The sequence below is a fragment of the Marinobacter manganoxydans MnI7-9 genome (assembly GCF_000235625.1).
GTDB classification, from domain to species: Bacteria; Pseudomonadota; Gammaproteobacteria; order Pseudomonadales; family Oleiphilaceae; genus Marinobacter; species Marinobacter manganoxydans.
In genome coordinates, this window is record NZ_AGTR01000084.1 from 227,855 (window position 1) to 247,039 (window position 19,185).

A 19,185-nucleotide genomic window follows, 5' to 3' on the forward strand; every position below is an offset into this window, starting at 1 on the left:
GGGATGAGTTTCCTCGATTACTTCAAGGGTAAAAAGAAGAACACCGCCAGCGTGGCCAAAGAGCGCCTCCAGATTATCGTGGCTCACGAGCGGGGCCAGCGTGATCAGCCGGACTACCTGCCCCAACTGCAGCAGGAGCTGCTGGAAGTCATTCGCAAGTACGTTCAGATCAGCGACGACATGGTTCAGGTTGAGGTAGACCGCAACGAGAGCTGCTCGGTACTGGAGCTGAACGTCACGCTACCGGAGCGATAACCCGCTTTATCTGGCCTGTCCCGGGTGGGACAGGCCATTTCTTACCACCTCGCAAAGTGGTCTTCCATCAGGCCCCGCAGACCTTTAACCTCAATTTTTCCGCCAGCCTCATCCGTCACCGTTCCACTGAACGAGCCCACGTACTGCCGGAAGTTGGATGCCAGTACCCAGGCGTCCAGTTTTTCCTTGCGCACACCAGCGGGGACAAAGTGCAGATCGACCCGACCATCCTCCGTGCTCACATGCCAGTCGCCGCCTGGTTGATAGCGATCAAAACGGAACCTTGCCGCGCCCAGTTTGTGGCAGACACCATCCAGCCAGAGCGCATTTTCTGTCATTCCCGTCTCATTGACCCCTGCGGCAAGGTTCAACCCCACGGACCGGCCATCCGCAAGCTGGCCAGCCAGGCAGGCCCAGTTCCAGGCTGTTTCTCGGCGCATGAAGCCACAGCTCCAATCGATGGATCCCCGAGTCTGCTCGTCGCAGCGCCAGATACGATGATCCCAGCGCACTTCCCCTTCCACCGGCAAGCCTGCCGACTTGCGGGTAAATACCCAGCCATTGTAGCCGGCCGGGCATACCAGCCGGAGCGGGTCCCGATCCTCTGAAAGCGTCAGTTCAATACGGATACCTCCCGGGGCCGAGACCGTAATTGTCCGGCCATCCGCGGAAGGCGCAATTCGCACGGCTACGTCGCCCTTGCTGAACCTTGTCACCCCTTCCTCTGGCCGGGGCTCAATGCAGGTTTGCCGGGCCAATGGCTGAAGGAAAGACTGCTCCAACATCTGGCCAGTCTCGAAGTCATAGAGATAGAAGAATCCGCTGCCCAGCAGTTTCAGATCCACCACCGCCAGACCAAACACCCAACCCGGGCCCATGGCGCTGACAAACTGGAACTGGTTGAACCGCCAGCGTCTTGCCAGCTTTGAACGCGGGCGGTCCATCACCGTACGCAGGTCATAGTCCAGATAGTTGATCTCTTCTACCGGTTCATCCAACAGTCCCGGAATCACCTGCCCTTTGCCGTTGATAAGTTTCTTAATGGTCATAGTCGTCGTCAGATCGGGCCAATTTCGGTTACCAAATCAACAGGTCGCTACCTGGTTCACAATCCACTGTTTCCGTGGCCATGCCGGCAAAAGCCCCATGCTAGACTCGGCCCACCATCTGCAAGGAAGTGTACCCTATGAGAAAGAGCATAGCCCATGGCATTACGGGCTGGGCCTCGGTGCTAAGTGGGCTTGTCTGTGCGTTGCTGGTGTTTGCCGTTGCCGCCAGTGCCCGTGCTGAACTGCCCAGTGAAAGCGACGAGGCGTGGACGCTACGCAAGGAAGCCGATCACATCCGGGTCTATACCATCGAGCAGCCAGGCTCCAGCTTCAAGGCCTTCAAGGCCGTGGCGGTGCTCGACGCGCCTATCGAAAACCTGATGGCTGTGATGGCCAACCCCGGTTCCTGCATCGAGTGGGTGCACAACTGCACGGAATCCCATGGGTTTGGCAATGGCGTGTTTCAAGATCGCTTTGCCTATTCCGTGAATGACATGCCCTGGCCGGTTACTGACCGCGACTATGTCCTGCGCATACGCACACGGGGTGATCAGGCCTCCGGTGAGATCGTCATGGATCTGAACGCCATGCCCGATCAGCGGGCGGAAAACAGCAGCCGGGTGAGAGTCGATCGCTCGGACACCCTGTACCGGTTCACACCAGAGGGGGAGAGCACCCGGATGGTGTGGGTCCAGCACACGGACCCCAACGGAGCGCTACCCGGCTGGCTGGTGAACTCCCTGCTGGTGGATATTCCCGTGAGGTCGATGGAAGCGCTGGAACGCGTTGCCAACAGTAAAAAGTACCAGGGGTACCAGCTAGTTTATGACGAGCAGGGCCAACTGACCGGCCTTCGCATGAACAAACCCTGAGTCCCGGCGCACAGTAAGGGATGACGCGCGGAGTATCACGCGCTAAGCTTTATGAAAGGACTCTAGAAGGCAGCCCAGATCAATGACCGTTCTCGCCTACGAGATCATGACACCCAGCATCAAGGCCGTCCCGCAATCCTGGACCATGGACCGGTTGGCCCGCTTCCTCACCGACAACGAGATAACCGGCAGCCCCGTCACCGATGACGACGGCGAAATTGTCGGCATTGCCACTCTTAAAGACATCACCGAATTCCGTTGGAACGCCACGCGCTCCGATGCGGACCGGCATCTGACTCCCGAAGAGCGGGAGGAAGCCCGACGCCTGCGAATGGTGATCTTTGAGGAAATGGGCAAGGTGCCGGTAGAAGTCCGGGACATCATGACCCCCATCGTTTTATCGGTTGACGAGAAGACGCCGGTGCGCGACATTGCGAATATCATGATGCGCGAGCACCTGCACCGGATTTTTGTCACCAATGATTCAAAAATTACCGGCATCATAACGACTTACGATATGCTGAAAGTGATCTCGGATGAGGAACTCACGCAACGCTGCGCCGATAACGACTGAGCCACCAGAGAGGTAGCGCCACTTATGCCCAGAGCACCGCAAGCTCGCCGAAAGATGTACGTCCTCGACACCAACGTCCTGATCCACGACCCGAACGCCCTCCTCAACTTTGAAGAACACGATGTCATCATCCCGATGACGGTCCTCGAAGAACTCGACAGCCTCAAATCCGGCAAGCAAGCCGTGGCCGCTGACTGCCGTCAGGCCATCCGCAACATCGATAAGTTGCTGGGCGATGCCAGCCCGAAGGTGATCGAGAAAGGTGTTCCCATCGTGCGTGGCAAGAAGGCCGAACCCCTGGGCACTCTTTCGATCCTGATGAGCACCGGTGACAGTGGCAACAATTCGCTGCCAGAGCATCTGAACGACAACAAGATCATCAACACCCTGGCTGCTCTCCAGAACCGCCACAAGTCCCGGGACATTATCCTGGTGTCGAAAGACATTAACATGCGCCTCAAGGCAAGGGGCTTCGGCGTCGAAGCTCAGGACTACCACAACGACCAGTTGCTCGATGACATTGATCTTCTGCCCAAGGGCTACCGGGAATTCCCCAACTCCTTCTGGGACACCATCGAGAAAGTGGAGACTGTTCAGCGGGAGGGTTCGACCGAACATATCCTCAAGCGGGAAGGCGAGCTGGCGAAGCTGAACATCAATGAATTCGTCATCGATCAAATGGGTTTCGTCGGCAAGGTGGTGGACCTCTCCGACGACCAGTTGATCATCAAGGACCTGCACCAACACGACCTGATGAACGAGGAAGTCTGGGGCCTGGTTCCCCGGGACATCTATCAGGCCATGGCGCTGAACCTGCTCCTGGACCCGGACATCCACCTGGTCAACCTCACCGGCTCCGCCGGCTCGGGCAAAACCATCCTGGCGCTGGCTGCGTGTATCGAGATGACCGTGGCCAGCAAGCTCTACAAGCGCATTATTGCCACCCGCTCCACCCAGGGCCTCGACGAGGACATCGGGTTCCTGCCCGGAACTGAAGCCGAGAAAATGGAGCCCTGGCTGGGCGCCATCGTCGACAACCTGGAAGCCCTCCACGAGGACGACGAGAACATGACCGCCAGCGTCGACTACATCCTCAGCAAGGTGCCCCTGCACTTCAAATCCATGAATTACATCCGGGGCCGCAGCTTCCAGCACAGCCTGATCATTATCGATGAATCACAGAACCTGACGCCCCATCAGATCAAGACCATCATTACCCGGGCTGGCAACGGGTCAAAGGTGATCTGCCTCGGCAACCTTGCGCAGATCGATACGCCCTACCTGAGTGCCCTGAGTTCGGGCCTCACCTACATGACCGAACGATTCAAGCGCTTTCGACATGGCGCCCACATCCACCTGCAGGGTGTTCCCCGGTCGCTACTGGCAGAATTTGCCGAAGCCAATCTCTGACATTGGCGAGCATTTAAAGAACGAAAAAAAGGGGCAGAACCCGAGTTCTGCCCCTTTCTCACTTAATCAGTAATGCCTACACCCGATACCGACTGACCTGCTCTGACATCTCGGACGCCAGGTTCTTCAGCCGTTGAGTTGCATCTCCGGCCCGACGGGTTCCCTGCGCCGTCTGTTCGGTAATCGCGACGATCTCATGCACGTTCTGATTAATGGTCTCGGAAACGCTGGTCTGCTCTTCGGCTGCGCTGGCAATCTGTGTATTCATGTCCGTGATCGTTGCCACAGCCTGACCAATGCGCTGCAGCGCATCGTTGACCTGCCGGGTTTCTTCCACGGTCGCTTCGCTGCGCTCACTGATGGAAGCAATTACCTTGACCGCATTCCCTGCCCCAGACTGAAGCCGCTCAATCATATCCTGGATTTCCTGGGTGCTCTGCTGGGTCCGGCGAGCCAGCGTTCGAACTTCGTCAGCCACCACGGCAAAACCCCGACCGGCCTCGCCGGCCCGTGCCGCTTCGATCGCAGCGTTGAGGGCCAACAGGTTGGTCTGATCAGCAATTTCGCGAATGACCTCCAGTACGCTATCAATCCGGCGAGAGTCAGTGCCAAGCTGCTCGATAACCCGAGCGCCCTCTCCCACCTGCTCGGAGAGCCCGCCAATAACTTCGGTAGCCTGATGTACCAGGCCCTGGGCATCGCAAACCTGTCCATTGGCATGATCGGCGGCCGTGGAGGCTTCACTCGCGTTGCTCGCAACCTCCTGGGCAGCTGCGGTCATTTCGTTCATCGCCGTTGCCACCTGATCACTCTCGGATTTCTGTCGCTCGACGCCCTGCTCGGCTTCAGTCATGACCTGGTTCAAATCAGCCGTGGCCTCGTTCAGCGTGCGGGTAGACGACAGCACGCGTTCAACCAGTCCGTGCACCTGGTCGGCGAAACTGTTAAAGGCAGTCGCCAACTGTCCAAGCTCATCCTTGCCGGAAACGTCAAGACGACGGGTCAGGTCGCCATCGCCGCTGGCGATGTCATTCATTGCCGACACGGCCGATTTCAGGGGCCGAATGATGCTGCGGACCACGATCAGGGCAAGCAGGACGATCAGCGCCAATGCGACAAGTGAGGTGCTGACTGAGCCTATCACGGCGTCCTCGAGTGAAGTCCCCACCTGGCTTTCCATCGCCGCTACCTGGGCCTCAAGGCCGTCAATCCAGAAGCCGGTGCCGATCATCACACCCCACTTGGGCAGCATTTCCGCATAGCCCAGCTTGGGCGCTACTTGTCCGGTTTCGCTGTTTTTCCAACCATAAGGCACATAACCGCCGCCATTGCGCGCCGCCTTTACCAGCTCACGAATCAGGAAGGTTCCGTTGGGATCCTGGAAGTCCCAGAGATTTTTGCCTTCCAGAGACTGGTTGACGCCGTGCATCACATTGACACCCCGGGTGTCATACGCAAAAAAATAACCGGTGCTTCCCGAATCGTTAAAACGAAGCTGTCGCAGGATCTCCCACGCTTTCTCGCGCACCTCCGGATCGTCTGCGGACCCAGGCTGATTATAGAGATGCTCGATGGAAGACTTTGCAACGGCCAGATAATTCTGCAGTTCCTGGCGTTTACTCTCTTCCATATCGGAGGAGAAACCGGCAACGGCCTCTTCGCCAATAGCACTGGCCTGGTTAAGGTTGTAACTGGTCAGGAATGCCGTGAGCACAATCACCGGCACCAGGGCCAGCAACAGTACCCGTGTCTGGATGGTCAGGTTTTTCATGACTGGTAGTCTTTTTGGTTAAGTGATCAATTCGCCGGGCGATCCGGCATGGAAAAAGTCGCAAAGACTACGCAAAAACCGGGGGCAATATCATTGATGATACTGCGTAGTTTGTTTCCAGCCTGTAACCATGCCGGTAAATTTTTGTTGCTCATCAATCCTTGAACTGGGCTTTGTCCAACCCATGCTTGCGCATCTTGTCGTACAGGGTTTTCCGGGCAATACCGAGCTGGACCATGGTGTCCTTGATGCTGCCATGACTGGCATTCAGGGCGCTGATAATGGCAGAACGCTCGAAACCGTCCATCATTTCGGCGAGCGTCTGTCGACCCGCCACATTGGCCGTATCCGCAGGTTCGTTCTCATCCAGCGCTGCCGGCCCCAGCAGGACATAACGTTCAGCCAGGTTCCGAAGTTCGCGAACGTTGCCGGGCCATGAATGTTGCATCAGCCGGGCTGCCTGACCAGCATCAAGCGGTATGCTCTCCCGATCGTAACGGGCCGCGGCAATCAGCACGAAATGATGGAACAGCAGCGGGATGTCCTCTTTCCGCTCTCTCAACGGCGGGATGTCAACTTTGACCACATTCAGCCGGTAATAGAGATCAGGCCGGAATTCGCCGTCGTCACTGAGTTTTTTCAAATCTGCCTTGGTGGCGGCAATGATCCGGACATCCACCTCCTGAACCTGATTGCTGCCCAGACGCTCGACCCGTTGTTCTTCCAGCACCCGCAGGAGTTTCACCTGCAAGGGCACGGGCATACTCTCAACCTCATCCAGGAACAGGGTGCCCTTGTGGGCGTGCTCGATCTTGCCGATACGGCGCTTTTCAGCCCCGGTGAACGCCCCGGCCTCATGGCCAAACAACTCGCTTTCAATCAGGTTCTCGGGCACCGCGCCGCAGTTGATTGCTACAAAGTTGTGGGCACTGCGTCCACTGTTCTCATGAATGTATCGGGCCAGCGCATCCTTCCCGGACCCTGTTTCCCCGTGCAGAAGAATATTGGCCGAGATGTCGAGGATGGGATCAATGGTCGCCATGACCTTTTGCATCAACGGCGAATCCCCCAACATCCGTGGACCGGGTCTGGCCAGGTGCCGCAGCTGTGCTTTCAGTCTCCGGTTCTCGAGGGCGAGATGCCGTTTTTCCAGGGCATGGCGGAGCAGCTCTATCAGTTCATCATGATCAAACGGCTTCTCGATAAAATCATAAGCGCCCTGCTGCATGGCTGTTACCGCCGTGCTTATGTCGCCCTGCCCGGTAAGAATGATCACGGGAATGGTGTCATCGATAGCTCGAAGCCGGTCCAGCATCTCCAGGCCGTTCATCTCCGGCATGTTGTAGTCGCAGAGAACCACGCCGTCGTAGTCGGCGTTGATATGCCCCAGCGCCGATGGCGCATCTTCGAAGCAGCTGACCGGCAACTCCTCCAGGGTCAGTGTCTGGGCAATGGCCTGGCGGATGTGTGGATCGTCGTCCACAAAGATTACCGAGGGTTCTGTCATTCCATGGCCTCCCGCTTCTTGAGGGTTACGACGAATTCTGCGCCCGGCCCATCCCGGCGGTTACGACCGGTCAGGCTGCCACCCAGTGCATCCACAATCTGGCGAGATATGGAAAGTCCAAGACCCAGTCCCTGCTTGACCGATTTGGTGGTAAAAAAGGGCTCGAAAATCTGTTCGGTGTCGCCCTGCAATCCGGGCCCGTTATCGCGCACCAGGCATTTCCAGTGCTGCTCGGTTTCTTCTATATCAATCCGGATTTCCGGCCGTGCACCGCCCTCTACCGCCTGAACCGCATTCGCCATCAGGTTAACCATAACCTGCTCTATCCGTATCAGGTCACCGTGGCACATCACCGGCGAGTCCGGACGGTGCCACTGGATATCGATTTCCGAACTCGATTGCTGGGCAACGATAATCTTCAGGGATGCGTCAATCGGTTGCCGGAGATCCACCACCGCTGGCGGGCCTTCGGATTTGCGCGCAAAAACCTTGAACTGCCGGGTCAGCTCCGCCATCTTGTCACACAGCAGGATGATTTCTGACAGGTTAGCATCCACCATCTCCCCGGCACCTTTCTCAAGGAAGCGGCGGCTGTTTCGAGCATAGGTCTGAATGGCCGTCAGAGGCTGGTTCATTTCATGGTTGAGGCCCGCGGACATCTGGCCCAGCACCGCCAGTTTTGCAGCCTGGATCAGCTCCTGCTGTGTTTCCCGCAGCTCGGTTTGGGTGCGTTCTCGCTCCCGGATCTCCTCCACCAGTTTGCGATTGGAGTTCTCCAGGTCTGCGGTTCGCTCGGCCACGCTTCGCTCCAGCTGCTCGCCCCGAAGAGCCAGTTCAGCCTCGCGCCGGTAGCGCTCGCGCAGGTACAGCCAGGTCAACAGGCCGCCAAAGAACAGCGCTGCGCCACCGACCGCAAAACCCAACCGGGTCCAGACGACCGAGCGAGTGCTCACCATGACTTGAAGCGTCCAGTCCATCCTTGGCAGAGGCGTGCTTACGCTTAGATATTCCCGGGGTTTGCCACTGTCCTGGATGCGGACCGTTGCTGACTGCTCCAGAAGCCCCCATGGGGTTCCCAACGTTTTCAGTGCCATTGGCGTCAAATCACGGTCTGGATAACGCCGGCGGGAATACTCGTCGGGCACGGCATCGGCCATCCCCGAGAAATTGCGGTAGAGCCAGTCCTGCCTGCTCGCGAGAAAACTGATGCCATTATGATCAAGCACGACCATCTCCGCCTCTCGCAAGCCGGTAGGGCGATCCCATTGGGATTCCAGTTCATGAACCAGAACCTTCACGGCGACCACCCCGATAATCTCGCCGCCCTCGTCCCGAACCGGATGCGAGAAATACAGACCCCGCACGCCAGACATCAGGCCGAGGGCGAAATAGATCGCCGAATCGCCCGATTCCATCGCCTCATAGAAATACGGCCGGAAATTGAAATTCCGCCCGACAAAACTGTCTGGCTGCAGGTAGTTGTTGGCTGCGATCGTCAGGCCGCGAGTATCCATCAGGTAGACATCCGAACTGCCTACGATAGTGGCCATGCGCTGCATCTGTTCATTGGCCGCGAGAATAGCAGAGGGATTGTCAGGCGCCTCCAGCGCCCGCTGCAATAACGGATGCTCTGCCATCAGCTCGGGCACCGGGAGATATCGGTTCAGTTCGTTGGCCACCAACTGGCGATATCGGAAGGACTCCTCCAGGCTCTCCTGCTCCACCTGCCGGTATCCAACCCAGCCACCGAGCAGCCAGGCGGTCACCAGGGTCGCCACGAAAAGGAGAAAAACGCCAATACGGTAAGGCATAGGGTCCGGTTCCCGAAAAACCGCGGAAAGCCGCTAGAGTATAGCCAGGCCGGGTGCAGAACAACCGTGCGATGCTTCCACGGCACGGTTGTTCTGACGCAGCCAGCAAGCCCCCGTTACAGGGCGCCAGCTGTGGCAAGGCGAGTTTTACGCTGCTTCTGGATGACGAACGCCAGGACCGCCAGGGCAATACCGGTGAGATCCGTCCAGAGCCCTCCCTCGATCATCAGCAACGCGGCCGCAATCAGCAGGAGTCGCGTTATCCAGGACGCGGAAATGCTCGCAAACCAACCGAGCACGCCGCCAGAAAGCATGTAAACGCCAAAGGTTGCGGTTACCAGTGCCCTCGCGATCTCGAACCAGCCGGCTTCCATCAACAACGCGCCGTTGTAGAAGAACATGAAAGGCACGATGAATGCTGCGATGCCAATCCGGAACGAGGCCACGGAGGTTTCCATGGCATTGGCGCCCGATATGCCTGCAGCGGCATAGGAGGCCAGCGCAACCGGCGGTGTGATCGCGGAGACTACAGCGAAGTAGAACACGAAGAAGTGCGCCGTCAGCGGTTCAATACCCAACTGGACAAGGCCGGGCGCGACCACCGAGGCAGCTACCGCATAGGCCGCCGTGGTCGGCATCCCCATACCCAGTAGAATGGAAATGAACATGGCGAAGATCAGTGCCAGCAACTGGCTCGTGGCCGCAACGTCCAGCAACAGCACAGAGAAGCGCGCGCCCACTCCCGTCAGCGAAATCACGCCCACGATTACCCCGGCCGCTGCGCACACCACGATAATCTGGATCGCCATATAGGAAGCAATTTCCAGTGCCTGAAGGATATGCCGCAGACCCATCTTGTTGGGCGACAGCCAGCTCACGACCGCGGCAGAAACGGTCGCCAGGGTGCCGGCCCGGATCACCGAATAGCCCATGAACAAGGCAACAATCAGAATTATGATCGGCACGAACAGATAGCACTGCTTCATCATGGTTCTGAGCTTTGGCAGCTCGTCTTCACGCATGCCGCGCATGCCGGTCTTGGCGGCTTCAAAATCCACCATGAAGTAAACCGAGGCAAAATACAGGATCGCCGGAATGATCGCCGCAATGGCAATCTCGGTGTAGGGAATGCCGGTAATCTCCGCCATGATAAAGGCGCCGGCGCCCATGATCGGTGGCATGATCTGTCCACCGGTAGACGCGGCCGCCTCGACAGCGCCTGCGGATTGCTTGCTGTAGCCCACCTTCTTCATCAATGGAATCGTCAGGGAGCCGGTGGATACCACGTTGCCGGCACTGGTGCCGTTGATCATACCCATCAGGCCCGATGCAAAGATCGATACCTTGGCCGGGCCACCCCGGGAACGGCCGGCCGCCGCAAAGGCAAAGTTCACGAAGTAGTCACCCACCTTCGAGGACTGCAGGAAGGCGGCAAAAATGATGAACAGAATAATGTATGTCGAAGACACCGCCGTGGTCGGCCCAAGGATTCCGGCATCGGTATACACCTGACTGAAGAAACGCTGAACCGAAAGCCCCGGGTAACCGAGGAAACCTGGCAGGTAGGGTCCTGCGAAAACATAGGCCAGAAACACCAGACCGATGATCACCAGTGCCATCCCCGCCACGCGCCGGGTAAGTTCCATGATCAGGGCCGTGCCGGCAATGGCTGCAAACGAGATACCCACCGGCGCAAAGGAGGTGCCGGTCGACATCCGCATGGACGTGTTATAAACCACCAGGAAATAGGCGGCCACGGCCAGCGAGCAGACGATCAACACCAGGTCGGGCACACTGAATACCGATCGCTCGCGCTGATGAAACCAGCTCATGACAATGCCAACACCGGTCGCCGCCAGCAGCGGCCAGCCAAAGTGCCACACCTCCAGTTCGACCGGAATCCGCATGGCGCCGTTCTGAACCATCTGCCAGAACGAAAATGTCTGATACAACACATAGAGAGCCGGCAGCATGGCACCGGCACTGATCCAGGTTGTCCACCGGTGGCGTGCGCCGCCCTCTTCCGATGACACAAACCGGGCGCCGGCAAACAGAACGAAACCCAGCACCAGGGCACCGGCAATGTGCACAATCCGGAACGACCAGGTTTCCAGGGGCGCTATGTTCAGGGAATACAGGTGAAAGGTTGAATAGGCTATCGCCAGCAGCGCGACGAATTTCAGCAGGCCGCCTTCGAAAAGCCGGCGGTTGGCTTCGACCGGTTCCTCGTCCACGTTGTGCGCGAGTACATGGTCTTCGCCCACTTCAATGTCCGGAAGGTCTTTGGAATCTTGTTCGGTAGTCATGACACACCCTGCTTGCAGGCAAATCGGAGCCAGAACTCGGCTGGCCATACATTGCAGGAGGCTGCAGGGCAGCCTCCTGCTCGAGCACTGTTACTTGATCTGGCTGTCTTCGATCGGGTAACCATTCTCGTTGAACCAACGCGCAGCGCCCGGGTGCCAGGGCAGGACGTTGTTCTTTGTGTAGTTCTCGGGTACCGAGTTACGGGCCGCCTTGTGAATGGAGACCATCTTGTCGTTGTTCTCCATGGTCAGCTTGGTGATTTCATACACGAAGCTTTCAGATACATCACAGTTGACCATCGCGAAGTTCCACATGGATACCACGCGGGAAGGCGCATCCAGGGACTGGTAGGTGGACGCCGGAATGATGAACTCGGACACCGGGAAGTTGCTGATAATGGTCTCGGCCTCGGCATCGTTCATACCGATGATGTTCACGTCGGTTTGCACTTCCAGCTGGCTGACCGCAGGAATGGGAATACCGGCGGCGAAGGCAACCACATCAATCAGTCCATCCTGAAGCTGACCGCCCAGATCAGACCAGCTGCCGTTGCGGCGTTCGAAGTTCACACCCAGGGTCTCCATCATGCGCGGAAAGTAGGTGTCCGAGGTGGAGCCCGCCGGACCAAAACCGATCGTGGCGCCATCAGGGATATCGGCGATGGAAGTAATGCCAGAGCTGGATAGCGCGGTCACCGAGAACGGTGTTTCGTACATCGGGAACATGGCGCAGACGTTGTCCATCTTCATGCCCGGCGCAAGCGGGCTGTTACCGTCCATGGATTCCCGAGCCGGGCCCATGGTGGTCAGGCCAAACTTCAGGTCGCCGGTGTGCACCAGCGCCATATTCTGAACCGGTCCGCCGGTGATCTCGGCACCACCGGAAACGCCCAGGTTTTCAGCCACAAAGTTCGCCCAACCGGAACCGTAGGCAAAATAGGTTCCACCCTGACTGGCGGTACCAACGGTGAAGTTGCTTGGCCAGTCCGAACGATCCTGGGCTGTTGCGGGGGTTGCGACTGCGAAGGTGGAGGCAAAGGCCACCGCCATTACGGCTTGGGTTTTCATAAGGAATGCTCCCGATTCATTTTGTTTGTTGGGTGCTCAACGAAGCTCTAACAGCTCCGGTGGGTAACCCAATCAGCAAGGAGCAGACCAGATCTCGATTAATTCGGAAAAACAGGGCCTTACTAGAATCAGAGCAAGGTCAGGCGCTGGAAAATGGGTGGAAATCCACCCATCGGAAAGAGCAGATGGGTGAATCCCGACACGTAGGGCGTTTCGGGTTCTGGCTACCAGCGACCCTGAAGAGTCGCCACAATACGACGACTACCGGCTCGATCCCGATGCTCACAGAGATAAAGTCCCTGCCAGGTTCCAAGTGCCAGGCGACCATGGCTGACCGGGAGGGTCAGCGAGGGGCCGATCAGGATGCTTTTGATATGAGCCGGCATGTCGTCGGGCCCTTCCATAACGTGCTCATAGTGCGGCGCATTCTCCGGCACCATGACGTTGAAATGGCGTTCCAGGTCGCCCCGCACATCCGGATCGGCGTTCTCGTTCACCGCCAGCGAAGCGGAGGTATGCTGGATGAACAAGTGCAGCAAGCCGACTTCGCAGTTGGTCAGGTCCGGCGCCTGGGCAAGGATTTCATTGGTGACCAGATGAAAACCCCGCGGCAGCGGCGCCAACTCGATAAACGACTGATCCCAGATCATGACAGCCCTCTCGATTATTTCTGCCGGTCATCCCAGGGGTGCACGGGAACCACATCGTCGCCGACATCGCCCTCGTAGCTGCTGCGGAAATAATCCATCGCTTTTTCCGCCTCGCTGAGCTCGTCAAATCGGGCGACGTGGTAGATTGCCTCACCCTCGTTCACCAGTGGCAGATTATTCACGCAGATCACGATACCTGAGCAGGGTGACACCACCGCGGTTTCCGATTCGCCGAAGGGATCCGCCACCATGGCCAGCCTCTGGCCTTTGCGAACCTTCTGGCCCAGCCGGGCGACAGGCCTCATGATCCCATCGATATCCGCCCGCACCCATTGGGAATTGGCCGCGGTTTCAGACCGTTTTCTCGGTGCCTTGGGCCCCTTCTTCGCCGGGATCATTTCGAGTTCACGCATCACCCGGATAACCCCTTTCACACCGCTGCCGATCACCACGTCATCAAATCGCAGAGCTTCTCCGCCTTCGAAGGTGATCACCGGAATGTCCTGTGAATCAGCGTAGGCCCGGAGGCTTCCCTCTCGGAGCCCCGAATTGATTATGATCGGGGCACCAAAGGCCTCGGCCATGCGCACGGTTTCCGGATTTTTCAGCTCGGCACGGATTTGCGGCAGGTTGAATCGATGAACTGCACCCGTGTGCAAATCGATAATGTGGGTCACCCGCTCCATAATCTGGGTGCGCAGCAGGTAGGCAATACGCCCGCCCAGGGAGCCACTTTCACTGCCGGGAAAACAGCGGTTCAGATCCCGCCGGTCAGGCAGGTATCGGGTGCGCTGCACGAACCCGAAAATGTTCACGATAGGCACCGCAACCAACGTGCCCCGAAGGTGCCTCAACGCCGAATTGGTGAGCACCCGACGAACGATCTCAACACCGTTGATCTCGTCACCGTGAATGGCACCACACACCATCAATACCGGGCCACTTCGCCGGCCGTGCACAACCTCAACGGGAATGTGCAGCGGCGTATGGGTGTACAGCTTGGCGACCGGAACTTCCACGGTTTGCCGGGTTCCGGCCTTTACCTGGGTCCCGGCAATTTCATAGGGGGCACGAGCCATGCTTTAGCCTCTCCCCTTGGTCCGGGTCTTCCAGGGCTTCTGATTCTTTTCGGTCCAGTTAATGATCATGCCGGCAACGTTCTTGCCGGTGGCGTTCTCGATGCCCTCAAGGCCAGGCGACGAATTCACCTCCATTACCAGAGGCCCCCTGCTGGAGCGGAGCAGGTCAACACCGGCAACGTTCAGACCCATGGCTTTGGCGGCCTTGATGGCCGTGCTGCGCTCTTGGGGGGTGATGCGTATGAGGGAGGCAGTGCCGCCCCGGTGCAGGTTCGAACGGAATTCGCCTTCGGCACCCTGACGCTTCATGGCCGCGATCACCTTGTCGCCGATCACAAAGCAACGGATATCGGCACCGCCGGCTTCCTTGATGAATTCCTGCACGAGAATATCCGCTTTCAGGCCCATGAAGGCTTCAATAACACTCTCCGCGGCCTTGCGGGTTTCTGCCAGCACCACGCCGATGCCCTGGGTACCCTGCAGCAGCTTGATCACCACCGGCGCCCCGCCCACCATCTGAAGCAACTCCGGAACGTTGTCCGGCTTGTTCGCGAAACCGGTAATCGGCATTCCCACACCCTTACGGGCCAGCAGTTGCAGCGAGCGGAGCTTATCCCGGGAACGGCTGATAGCCACTGATTCATTCACCGGAAACACGCCCATCATCTCGAACTGGCGCAATACTGCCGTTCCGTAAAACGTCACCGATGCACCGATCCGCGGAATCACCACATCGAAATCCTCAAGGACCTCCTCGTGGTAGTGGATCTGTGGATTGGCCGAGGTGATATTCATCGAACAGTGAAGGCAGTCAATCACCTTCACTTCGTGGCCACGATTAATGCCCTCTTCCACCAGACGGCGGGTCGAGTAGAGGTGACGGTTTCGTGACAGTACCGCTATTTTCATTTTTCAGTCCTTAAGGCCGGCTCGCCGGCAAGATAGGAAGCTTCGGGATAGATCACTGAGCGCCCTGACATAGCGGTACGGCCAAGCAACATCCGGAACCGCATGGAATCTCGGTTGGTCAATGTCATTTCAATGGGCCATTTCTGGCCGCCAATCAGCAGCGTGGTCTCGATGACCAGGCGCATTTCCTTGTGGCCGCCGGAATCAGACACGTTCCGCTCATCCAGCACCCTGGCGTCACACTCCACCACCTGGTGAAGATCGTTCTGTACCGGATGAACCCAGAAGCGCACGCGCCGTTCACCGTTTTCCGTGTAGGGTTCAGTGCGGAACGTGTGGAGACAGGAAGTTCTGGCTCCGGTATCGATTTTCGCCTTGATACGGCTGATATCCAGGTCCGGCAGCGCCACCCATTCCCGCCAGCCAAGACTCATCTTACTCTCGGCGGGGGTCGGTGGGATGGTTTTGATAACTTCAGCTGTCTTTGTCGACATCCGGGAGATCCTTTTCAGTGATTTTTTCCGGCCCCAACAGCTGAACACGGAACGGCTCTGAATGGCTACCCGCATAAACGCTGGTGTGGGGGAACGGAATTTCAATGCCTTCCCGATCCAGGGTTTTCTTGATCGCGACCATCATGCCGCTTCTCCCTTCAAGCACCTTTTCCTTCGGCACCCAGTAAGAGAACTGCAGATCGACCGAGGATGGGCCAAACGCTGTCACCAAAGTGAAGGGCTTGGGTTCTTCGAGACAGACCGGATTCTTTTCTGCCAGATTCAGAAGCAGACTTTCCACCCGCTCTACATCTTCAGCGTAGGCAATCCCCACCGTCAGGTCGAGCCGGCGTATCGGAAACCGGGAACGGTTGACCACCCTTGTCTTGATCAGGGTTTCATTGGGAATCCGCACGTACAGGTTGTCCGGCGTGCGTAACTTCACGCTCAGCATATCAATGCCGACGACTTCCCCGATGGTCGCGTCTACCTCAATGAAGTCACCGATTTCAAAGGGTTTTTCCACCAGCAGAAACAGGCCGCTGATCATGTTCGACGCCGAGGTCTGAGAAGCAAAACCAATGGCAACGGTGAGGATACCGGCAGCGCCGAGCACCACATCCAGAGAGAACCCGGCCTCCCGCAGGGCCGCCACAAAAAACAGCACCACGATGACGTAAAACACCAGCCGCCGAACCATGACGGTATGATGGCGGGAGGTGCGCTGCGCCATGAAACGGCCGACACTGCGGGCCGCCAGAGACCCGAGGAACAGCCCCAACACAACAAGAAAGGCGGAACTGATCCACTGCCCCCAGGCAATATCGGTAAAAAACTGCATTACGCCTGTTTGCATTGTTTCCAGCAAAGCGTCGACTCCATCAGATCCGTTTCAGCCAAACATCCGGTCAAACGCCCGGACAAGCCGGCCGCGGGCCATTTTTTCACGAGCATCCGCCACCGGCCGGCAGGTGCCCGCTGCGGCCAGCAACGACTGTTCCACATGCAGACTCGCTGAATTCATGTCGGTCTCAACTTCAACGGTTACCCCCGGCGTCCAGAGCTGGCCCCGATCGTTCTGGTGCAATGACAGCAACGGCGTGGGCAGACTGAAGCGCTCAAGCAGCAGGGGCTCATCCCGCCGGTTGATCAGCGTCACCGGCGTGACGGCTCGCCAGGGGCGTTTCGGCACCGCCTCAAGCACAAGACGGGCAAAACTATGAGAGGTATAACAAAGCTCGCCCTCCATGGTATTTCTGCCCACCCAGGTCATCGAAGGCGACGCCAGGGGAATTTCCGTCAACACGGTTTGCTTGTCGCCGGCACAGACCTTCATCCAGACCAGCGTGCCCACGTAGATTGTGCAACGGCCGCCGGCGGGAATCGTCAGGGGCTGGAAAGGACGAATCACGGTAGGCATGTTTGCGAGTGCCGGCAGGAATGTCACGGTCGACGACTGGTTTTCCCGAATGAAACGCTGCAGCGGCACAGACGCCGAAGGCAGAGTGTGGCCGATGGTTTCTGTCCAGCTGGCCGGATCCGTATCCAGTTCCAGCGTTTCTGAACGAATCTGCCATTCCTGGTCCAACAGAGTCACCCACAAACGAATATGACCCAGTTGATGATGCTGGGTCTGGCCGGAAGCCAGTGAATAAGGCTGGGCCCAAACGCCGTCACGGCGACCTTCGCTGTTGTTCTCCATTCCTGCCACAGAACTCCTTGAGGATCGGCCGGCTGAATTGCTGTAAAAGTATCCTAACTATAATCCAATCAGCCAGCCCGGGCGAATATCCAAGTTGGTGATTTTATTGATACACCGGGCTGTAATTACACTTACATCAATCCCTCAGACAACTATGGATTACGGATGACACAACTGGTCTGGTTCCGAAACGATCTCCGGGTTGCCGACAACCCCGCCCTCACAGCCGCCTGCGAAAGCAGCGAAGAGGTGCGAGCCTGTTTTATTCTCACCCCGGACCAATGGCAGGAACACGATTGGTCGCCGGCCCGGGTGCAATTCGTCGTCGCCCACGCCAACGCCCTGGCCGAAGAGCTGGCCAAGCTGGGTATACCGCTGTCCTTTATTCAGGCAAAACGCTTCGACGACAGCCTTGGCAAACTCGAGAGCCACTGCGAAGAGCACGGGGTGACAGCGCTGCACTTTAACGAGGAGTACGGCGTTAACGAGCGCAAGCGCGACAAGGCGTTGAAACACCGCTTTGATCAACTCGGCATTGCCGTTCGCAAATACCGCGACCAGACAGTTGCACCAGTAGGCGAGATCCTCACCCAACAGAATGACCCCTACTCCGTATTCACACCGTTTTCGAGACGCTGGCGCAGCTGGATAGAAGAAACCCATCCGGGTCTCTTCCCAACGCCCAAAGCCAGGGGTAACGCCGTAAGCCCGGAACAGATTGACTCCATACCCGAAGCCTTTCGAGACGCCCCCGAGCCCCTCGTTGCAACCGGTGAAGATGCCGCCCACGACCAGCTCGAGCGCTTCCTCGAAAAACGCGGCGGTGCGTACAAGGAAAAGCGTGACTTCCCCGCCATCGATGGCACCAGCCAGATATCCCCTTATCTCGCCAACGGTGTTCTCTCTGGCCGGCAATGCCTGATAGCCGGCCGACAGGCGCAGGGCGCCGGCGGCAACCAGGAAGGCCTGGGAACCTGGATCACCGAAATCGCCTGGCGGGATTTCTACATCAACATCCTGTACCACTTCCCCAGAGTGAGCATGCACCGCGCCTTCAAACCGGAAACCGAAACTCTTGAGTGGAATACCCCGGGCGACAGGTTCGAAGCCTGGAAAACCGGCAACACCGGCGTCCCCATCGTCGACGCCGCCATGCGCCAACTCAACCGGACCGGCTGGATGCACAACCGCCTACGCATGATCACCGCCATGTACCTCACCAAAAACCTGTTCATCGACTGGCGCCTGGGCGAAGCCTACTTCATGTCAAAACTGATCGACGGCTTCCTGGCCTCCAACAACGGCGGCTGGCAGTGGAGCGCCTCCACCGGCACAGACGCCGCCCCCTACTTCCGGGTCTTTAACCCGGTCACCCAGAGCGAACGTTTCGACCCCAAAGGCGACTTTATCCGGGAGTGGATTCCTGAACTGGCCAAACTGGACAGCAAACGGATTCATGATCCGGGGGCGAAAGGTGGTGTTATTCCGAAAGGATATCCACGGCAGATCGTTGATCTCAAAGAGAGCAGGAAAGAGGCGATCGCAAAATTTCAGGAATTGAAAAACTGAGGTACACAACGAGGCAGGCTACTCCGAGGCTCTGACGCAGTGCCGGGGATGGCCTTCCCAAAACTGTGCGGAGCCATGGATGGCGGAGCCCAAGCGCCACAGGGATGTGCCGCAAGGAGCGTGTTTTGGGAAGGCCATCCCCGGCACTGCAGCCCGAAA

General features: G+C 58.0%; 17 protein-coding genes. 5 read left to right on the forward strand and 12 right to left on the reverse strand.

What is annotated here, in order from left to right; all coding sequences use genetic code 11:
- Positions 1 to 3: 3 nt before the first annotated feature.
- The gene (gene minE / locus KYE_RS17980; protein ID WP_008176301.1) at positions 4 to 255 is read left to right on the forward strand and encodes a cell division topological specificity factor MinE; all 252 of its coding nucleotides are present in this window, start codon (positions 4 to 6) and stop codon (positions 253 to 255) included.
- Between the two features lie 41 nt (positions 256 to 296).
- On the opposite strand, the gene KYE_RS17985 is transcribed toward minE, so the two are convergent.
- A complete protein-coding gene (locus KYE_RS17985) occupies positions 297 to 1,304 on the reverse strand; it encodes a DUF2804 domain-containing protein (protein WP_008176303.1) in 1,008 nt (335 codons plus the stop codon).
- Positions 1,305 to 1,441: 137 nt separating this feature from the next.
- Between KYE_RS17985 and KYE_RS17990 the strand changes: the two genes are divergently transcribed.
- The 3 genes from KYE_RS17990 (at position 1,442) to KYE_RS18000 (ending at position 4,160) form a co-directional block, all read left to right on the forward strand.
- Complete coding sequence (locus tag KYE_RS17990) at positions 1,442 to 2,176, forward strand: START domain-containing protein (protein WP_008176305.1); 735 nt, start codon at positions 1,442 to 1,444, stop codon at positions 2,174 to 2,176.
- Between the two features lie 82 nt (positions 2,177 to 2,258).
- On the forward strand, positions 2,259 to 2,750 hold the full coding sequence (locus KYE_RS17995) for an HPP family protein (RefSeq protein WP_008176308.1): 492 nt from the start codon (positions 2,259 to 2,261) through the stop codon (positions 2,748 to 2,750).
- Positions 2,751 to 2,774: 24 nt separating this feature from the next.
- A complete protein-coding gene (locus KYE_RS18000) occupies positions 2,775 to 4,160 on the forward strand; it encodes a PhoH family protein (RefSeq protein ID WP_008176310.1) in 1,386 nt (461 codons plus the stop codon).
- A gap of 76 nt (positions 4,161 to 4,236) precedes the next feature.
- Here KYE_RS18000 and KYE_RS18005 read toward each other — a convergent pair whose 3' ends face one another.
- From KYE_RS18005 to KYE_RS18055, 11 genes are all read right to left on the reverse strand, one after another.
- Positions 4,237 to 5,931, reverse strand: coding sequence for a methyl-accepting chemotaxis protein (locus tag KYE_RS18005; protein WP_008176313.1), 1,695 nt, complete (start codon positions 5,929 to 5,931; stop codon positions 4,237 to 4,239).
- 154 nt (positions 5,932 to 6,085) lie between these two features.
- On the reverse strand, positions 6,086 to 7,438 hold the full coding sequence (locus KYE_RS18010) for a sigma-54-dependent transcriptional regulator (protein WP_008176315.1): 1,353 nt from the start codon (positions 7,436 to 7,438) through the stop codon (positions 6,086 to 6,088).
- Positions 7,435 to 9,249, reverse strand: coding sequence for a sensor histidine kinase (locus tag KYE_RS18015; protein ID WP_008176317.1), 1,815 nt, complete (start codon positions 9,247 to 9,249; stop codon positions 7,435 to 7,437). Before KYE_RS18015 ends, KYE_RS18010 begins: the two co-directional genes overlap by 4 nt.
- Before the next feature lie 116 nt (positions 9,250 to 9,365).
- On the reverse strand, positions 9,366 to 11,555 hold the full coding sequence (locus KYE_RS18020) for a TRAP transporter permease (protein ID WP_008176319.1): 2,190 nt from the start codon (positions 11,553 to 11,555) through the stop codon (positions 9,366 to 9,368).
- Between the two features lie 90 nt (positions 11,556 to 11,645).
- Positions 11,646 to 12,623, reverse strand: coding sequence for a TAXI family TRAP transporter solute-binding subunit (locus KYE_RS18025; protein WP_008176323.1), 978 nt, complete (start codon positions 12,621 to 12,623; stop codon positions 11,646 to 11,648).
- 224 nt (positions 12,624 to 12,847) lie between these two features.
- A complete protein-coding gene (locus KYE_RS18030) occupies positions 12,848 to 13,273 on the reverse strand; it encodes a secondary thiamine-phosphate synthase enzyme YjbQ (protein WP_008176325.1) in 426 nt (141 codons plus the stop codon).
- 14 nt (positions 13,274 to 13,287) lie between these two features.
- Positions 13,288 to 14,352: a succinylglutamate desuccinylase/aspartoacylase family protein gene (locus tag KYE_RS18035; RefSeq protein ID WP_008176327.1), complete on the reverse strand. Its 1,065-nt coding sequence runs from the start codon at positions 14,350 to 14,352 to the stop codon at positions 13,288 to 13,290.
- Positions 14,353 to 14,355: 3 nt separating this feature from the next.
- Complete coding sequence (gene rimK / locus KYE_RS18040) at positions 14,356 to 15,261, reverse strand: 30S ribosomal protein S6--L-glutamate ligase (RefSeq protein ID WP_008176329.1); 906 nt, start codon at positions 15,259 to 15,261, stop codon at positions 14,356 to 14,358.
- Positions 15,258 to 15,755, reverse strand: coding sequence for an ATP-dependent zinc protease (locus KYE_RS18045; protein ID WP_008176331.1), 498 nt, complete (start codon positions 15,753 to 15,755; stop codon positions 15,258 to 15,260). The genes rimK and KYE_RS18045 overlap by 4 nt, the downstream gene beginning before the upstream one ends.
- Complete coding sequence (locus KYE_RS18050; RefSeq protein ID WP_008176333.1) at positions 15,736 to 16,596, reverse strand: mechanosensitive ion channel family protein; 861 nt, start codon at positions 16,594 to 16,596, stop codon at positions 15,736 to 15,738. The genes KYE_RS18045 and KYE_RS18050 overlap by 20 nt, the downstream gene beginning before the upstream one ends.
- A gap of 51 nt (positions 16,597 to 16,647) precedes the next feature.
- Positions 16,648 to 17,457 (reverse strand): hypothetical protein, encoded by an 810-nt coding sequence (locus tag KYE_RS18055; protein ID WP_008176336.1) that lies wholly within the window; start codon positions 17,455 to 17,457, stop codon positions 16,648 to 16,650.
- 165 nt (positions 17,458 to 17,622) lie between these two features.
- Between KYE_RS18055 and phrB the strand changes: the two genes are divergently transcribed.
- Entirely contained in the window at positions 17,623 to 19,026 is a 1,404-nt protein-coding gene (phrB, locus tag KYE_RS18060; RefSeq protein ID WP_008176338.1) for a deoxyribodipyrimidine photo-lyase, read from the forward strand.
- The last annotated feature ends 159 nt before the right edge of the window (positions 19,027 to 19,185 follow it).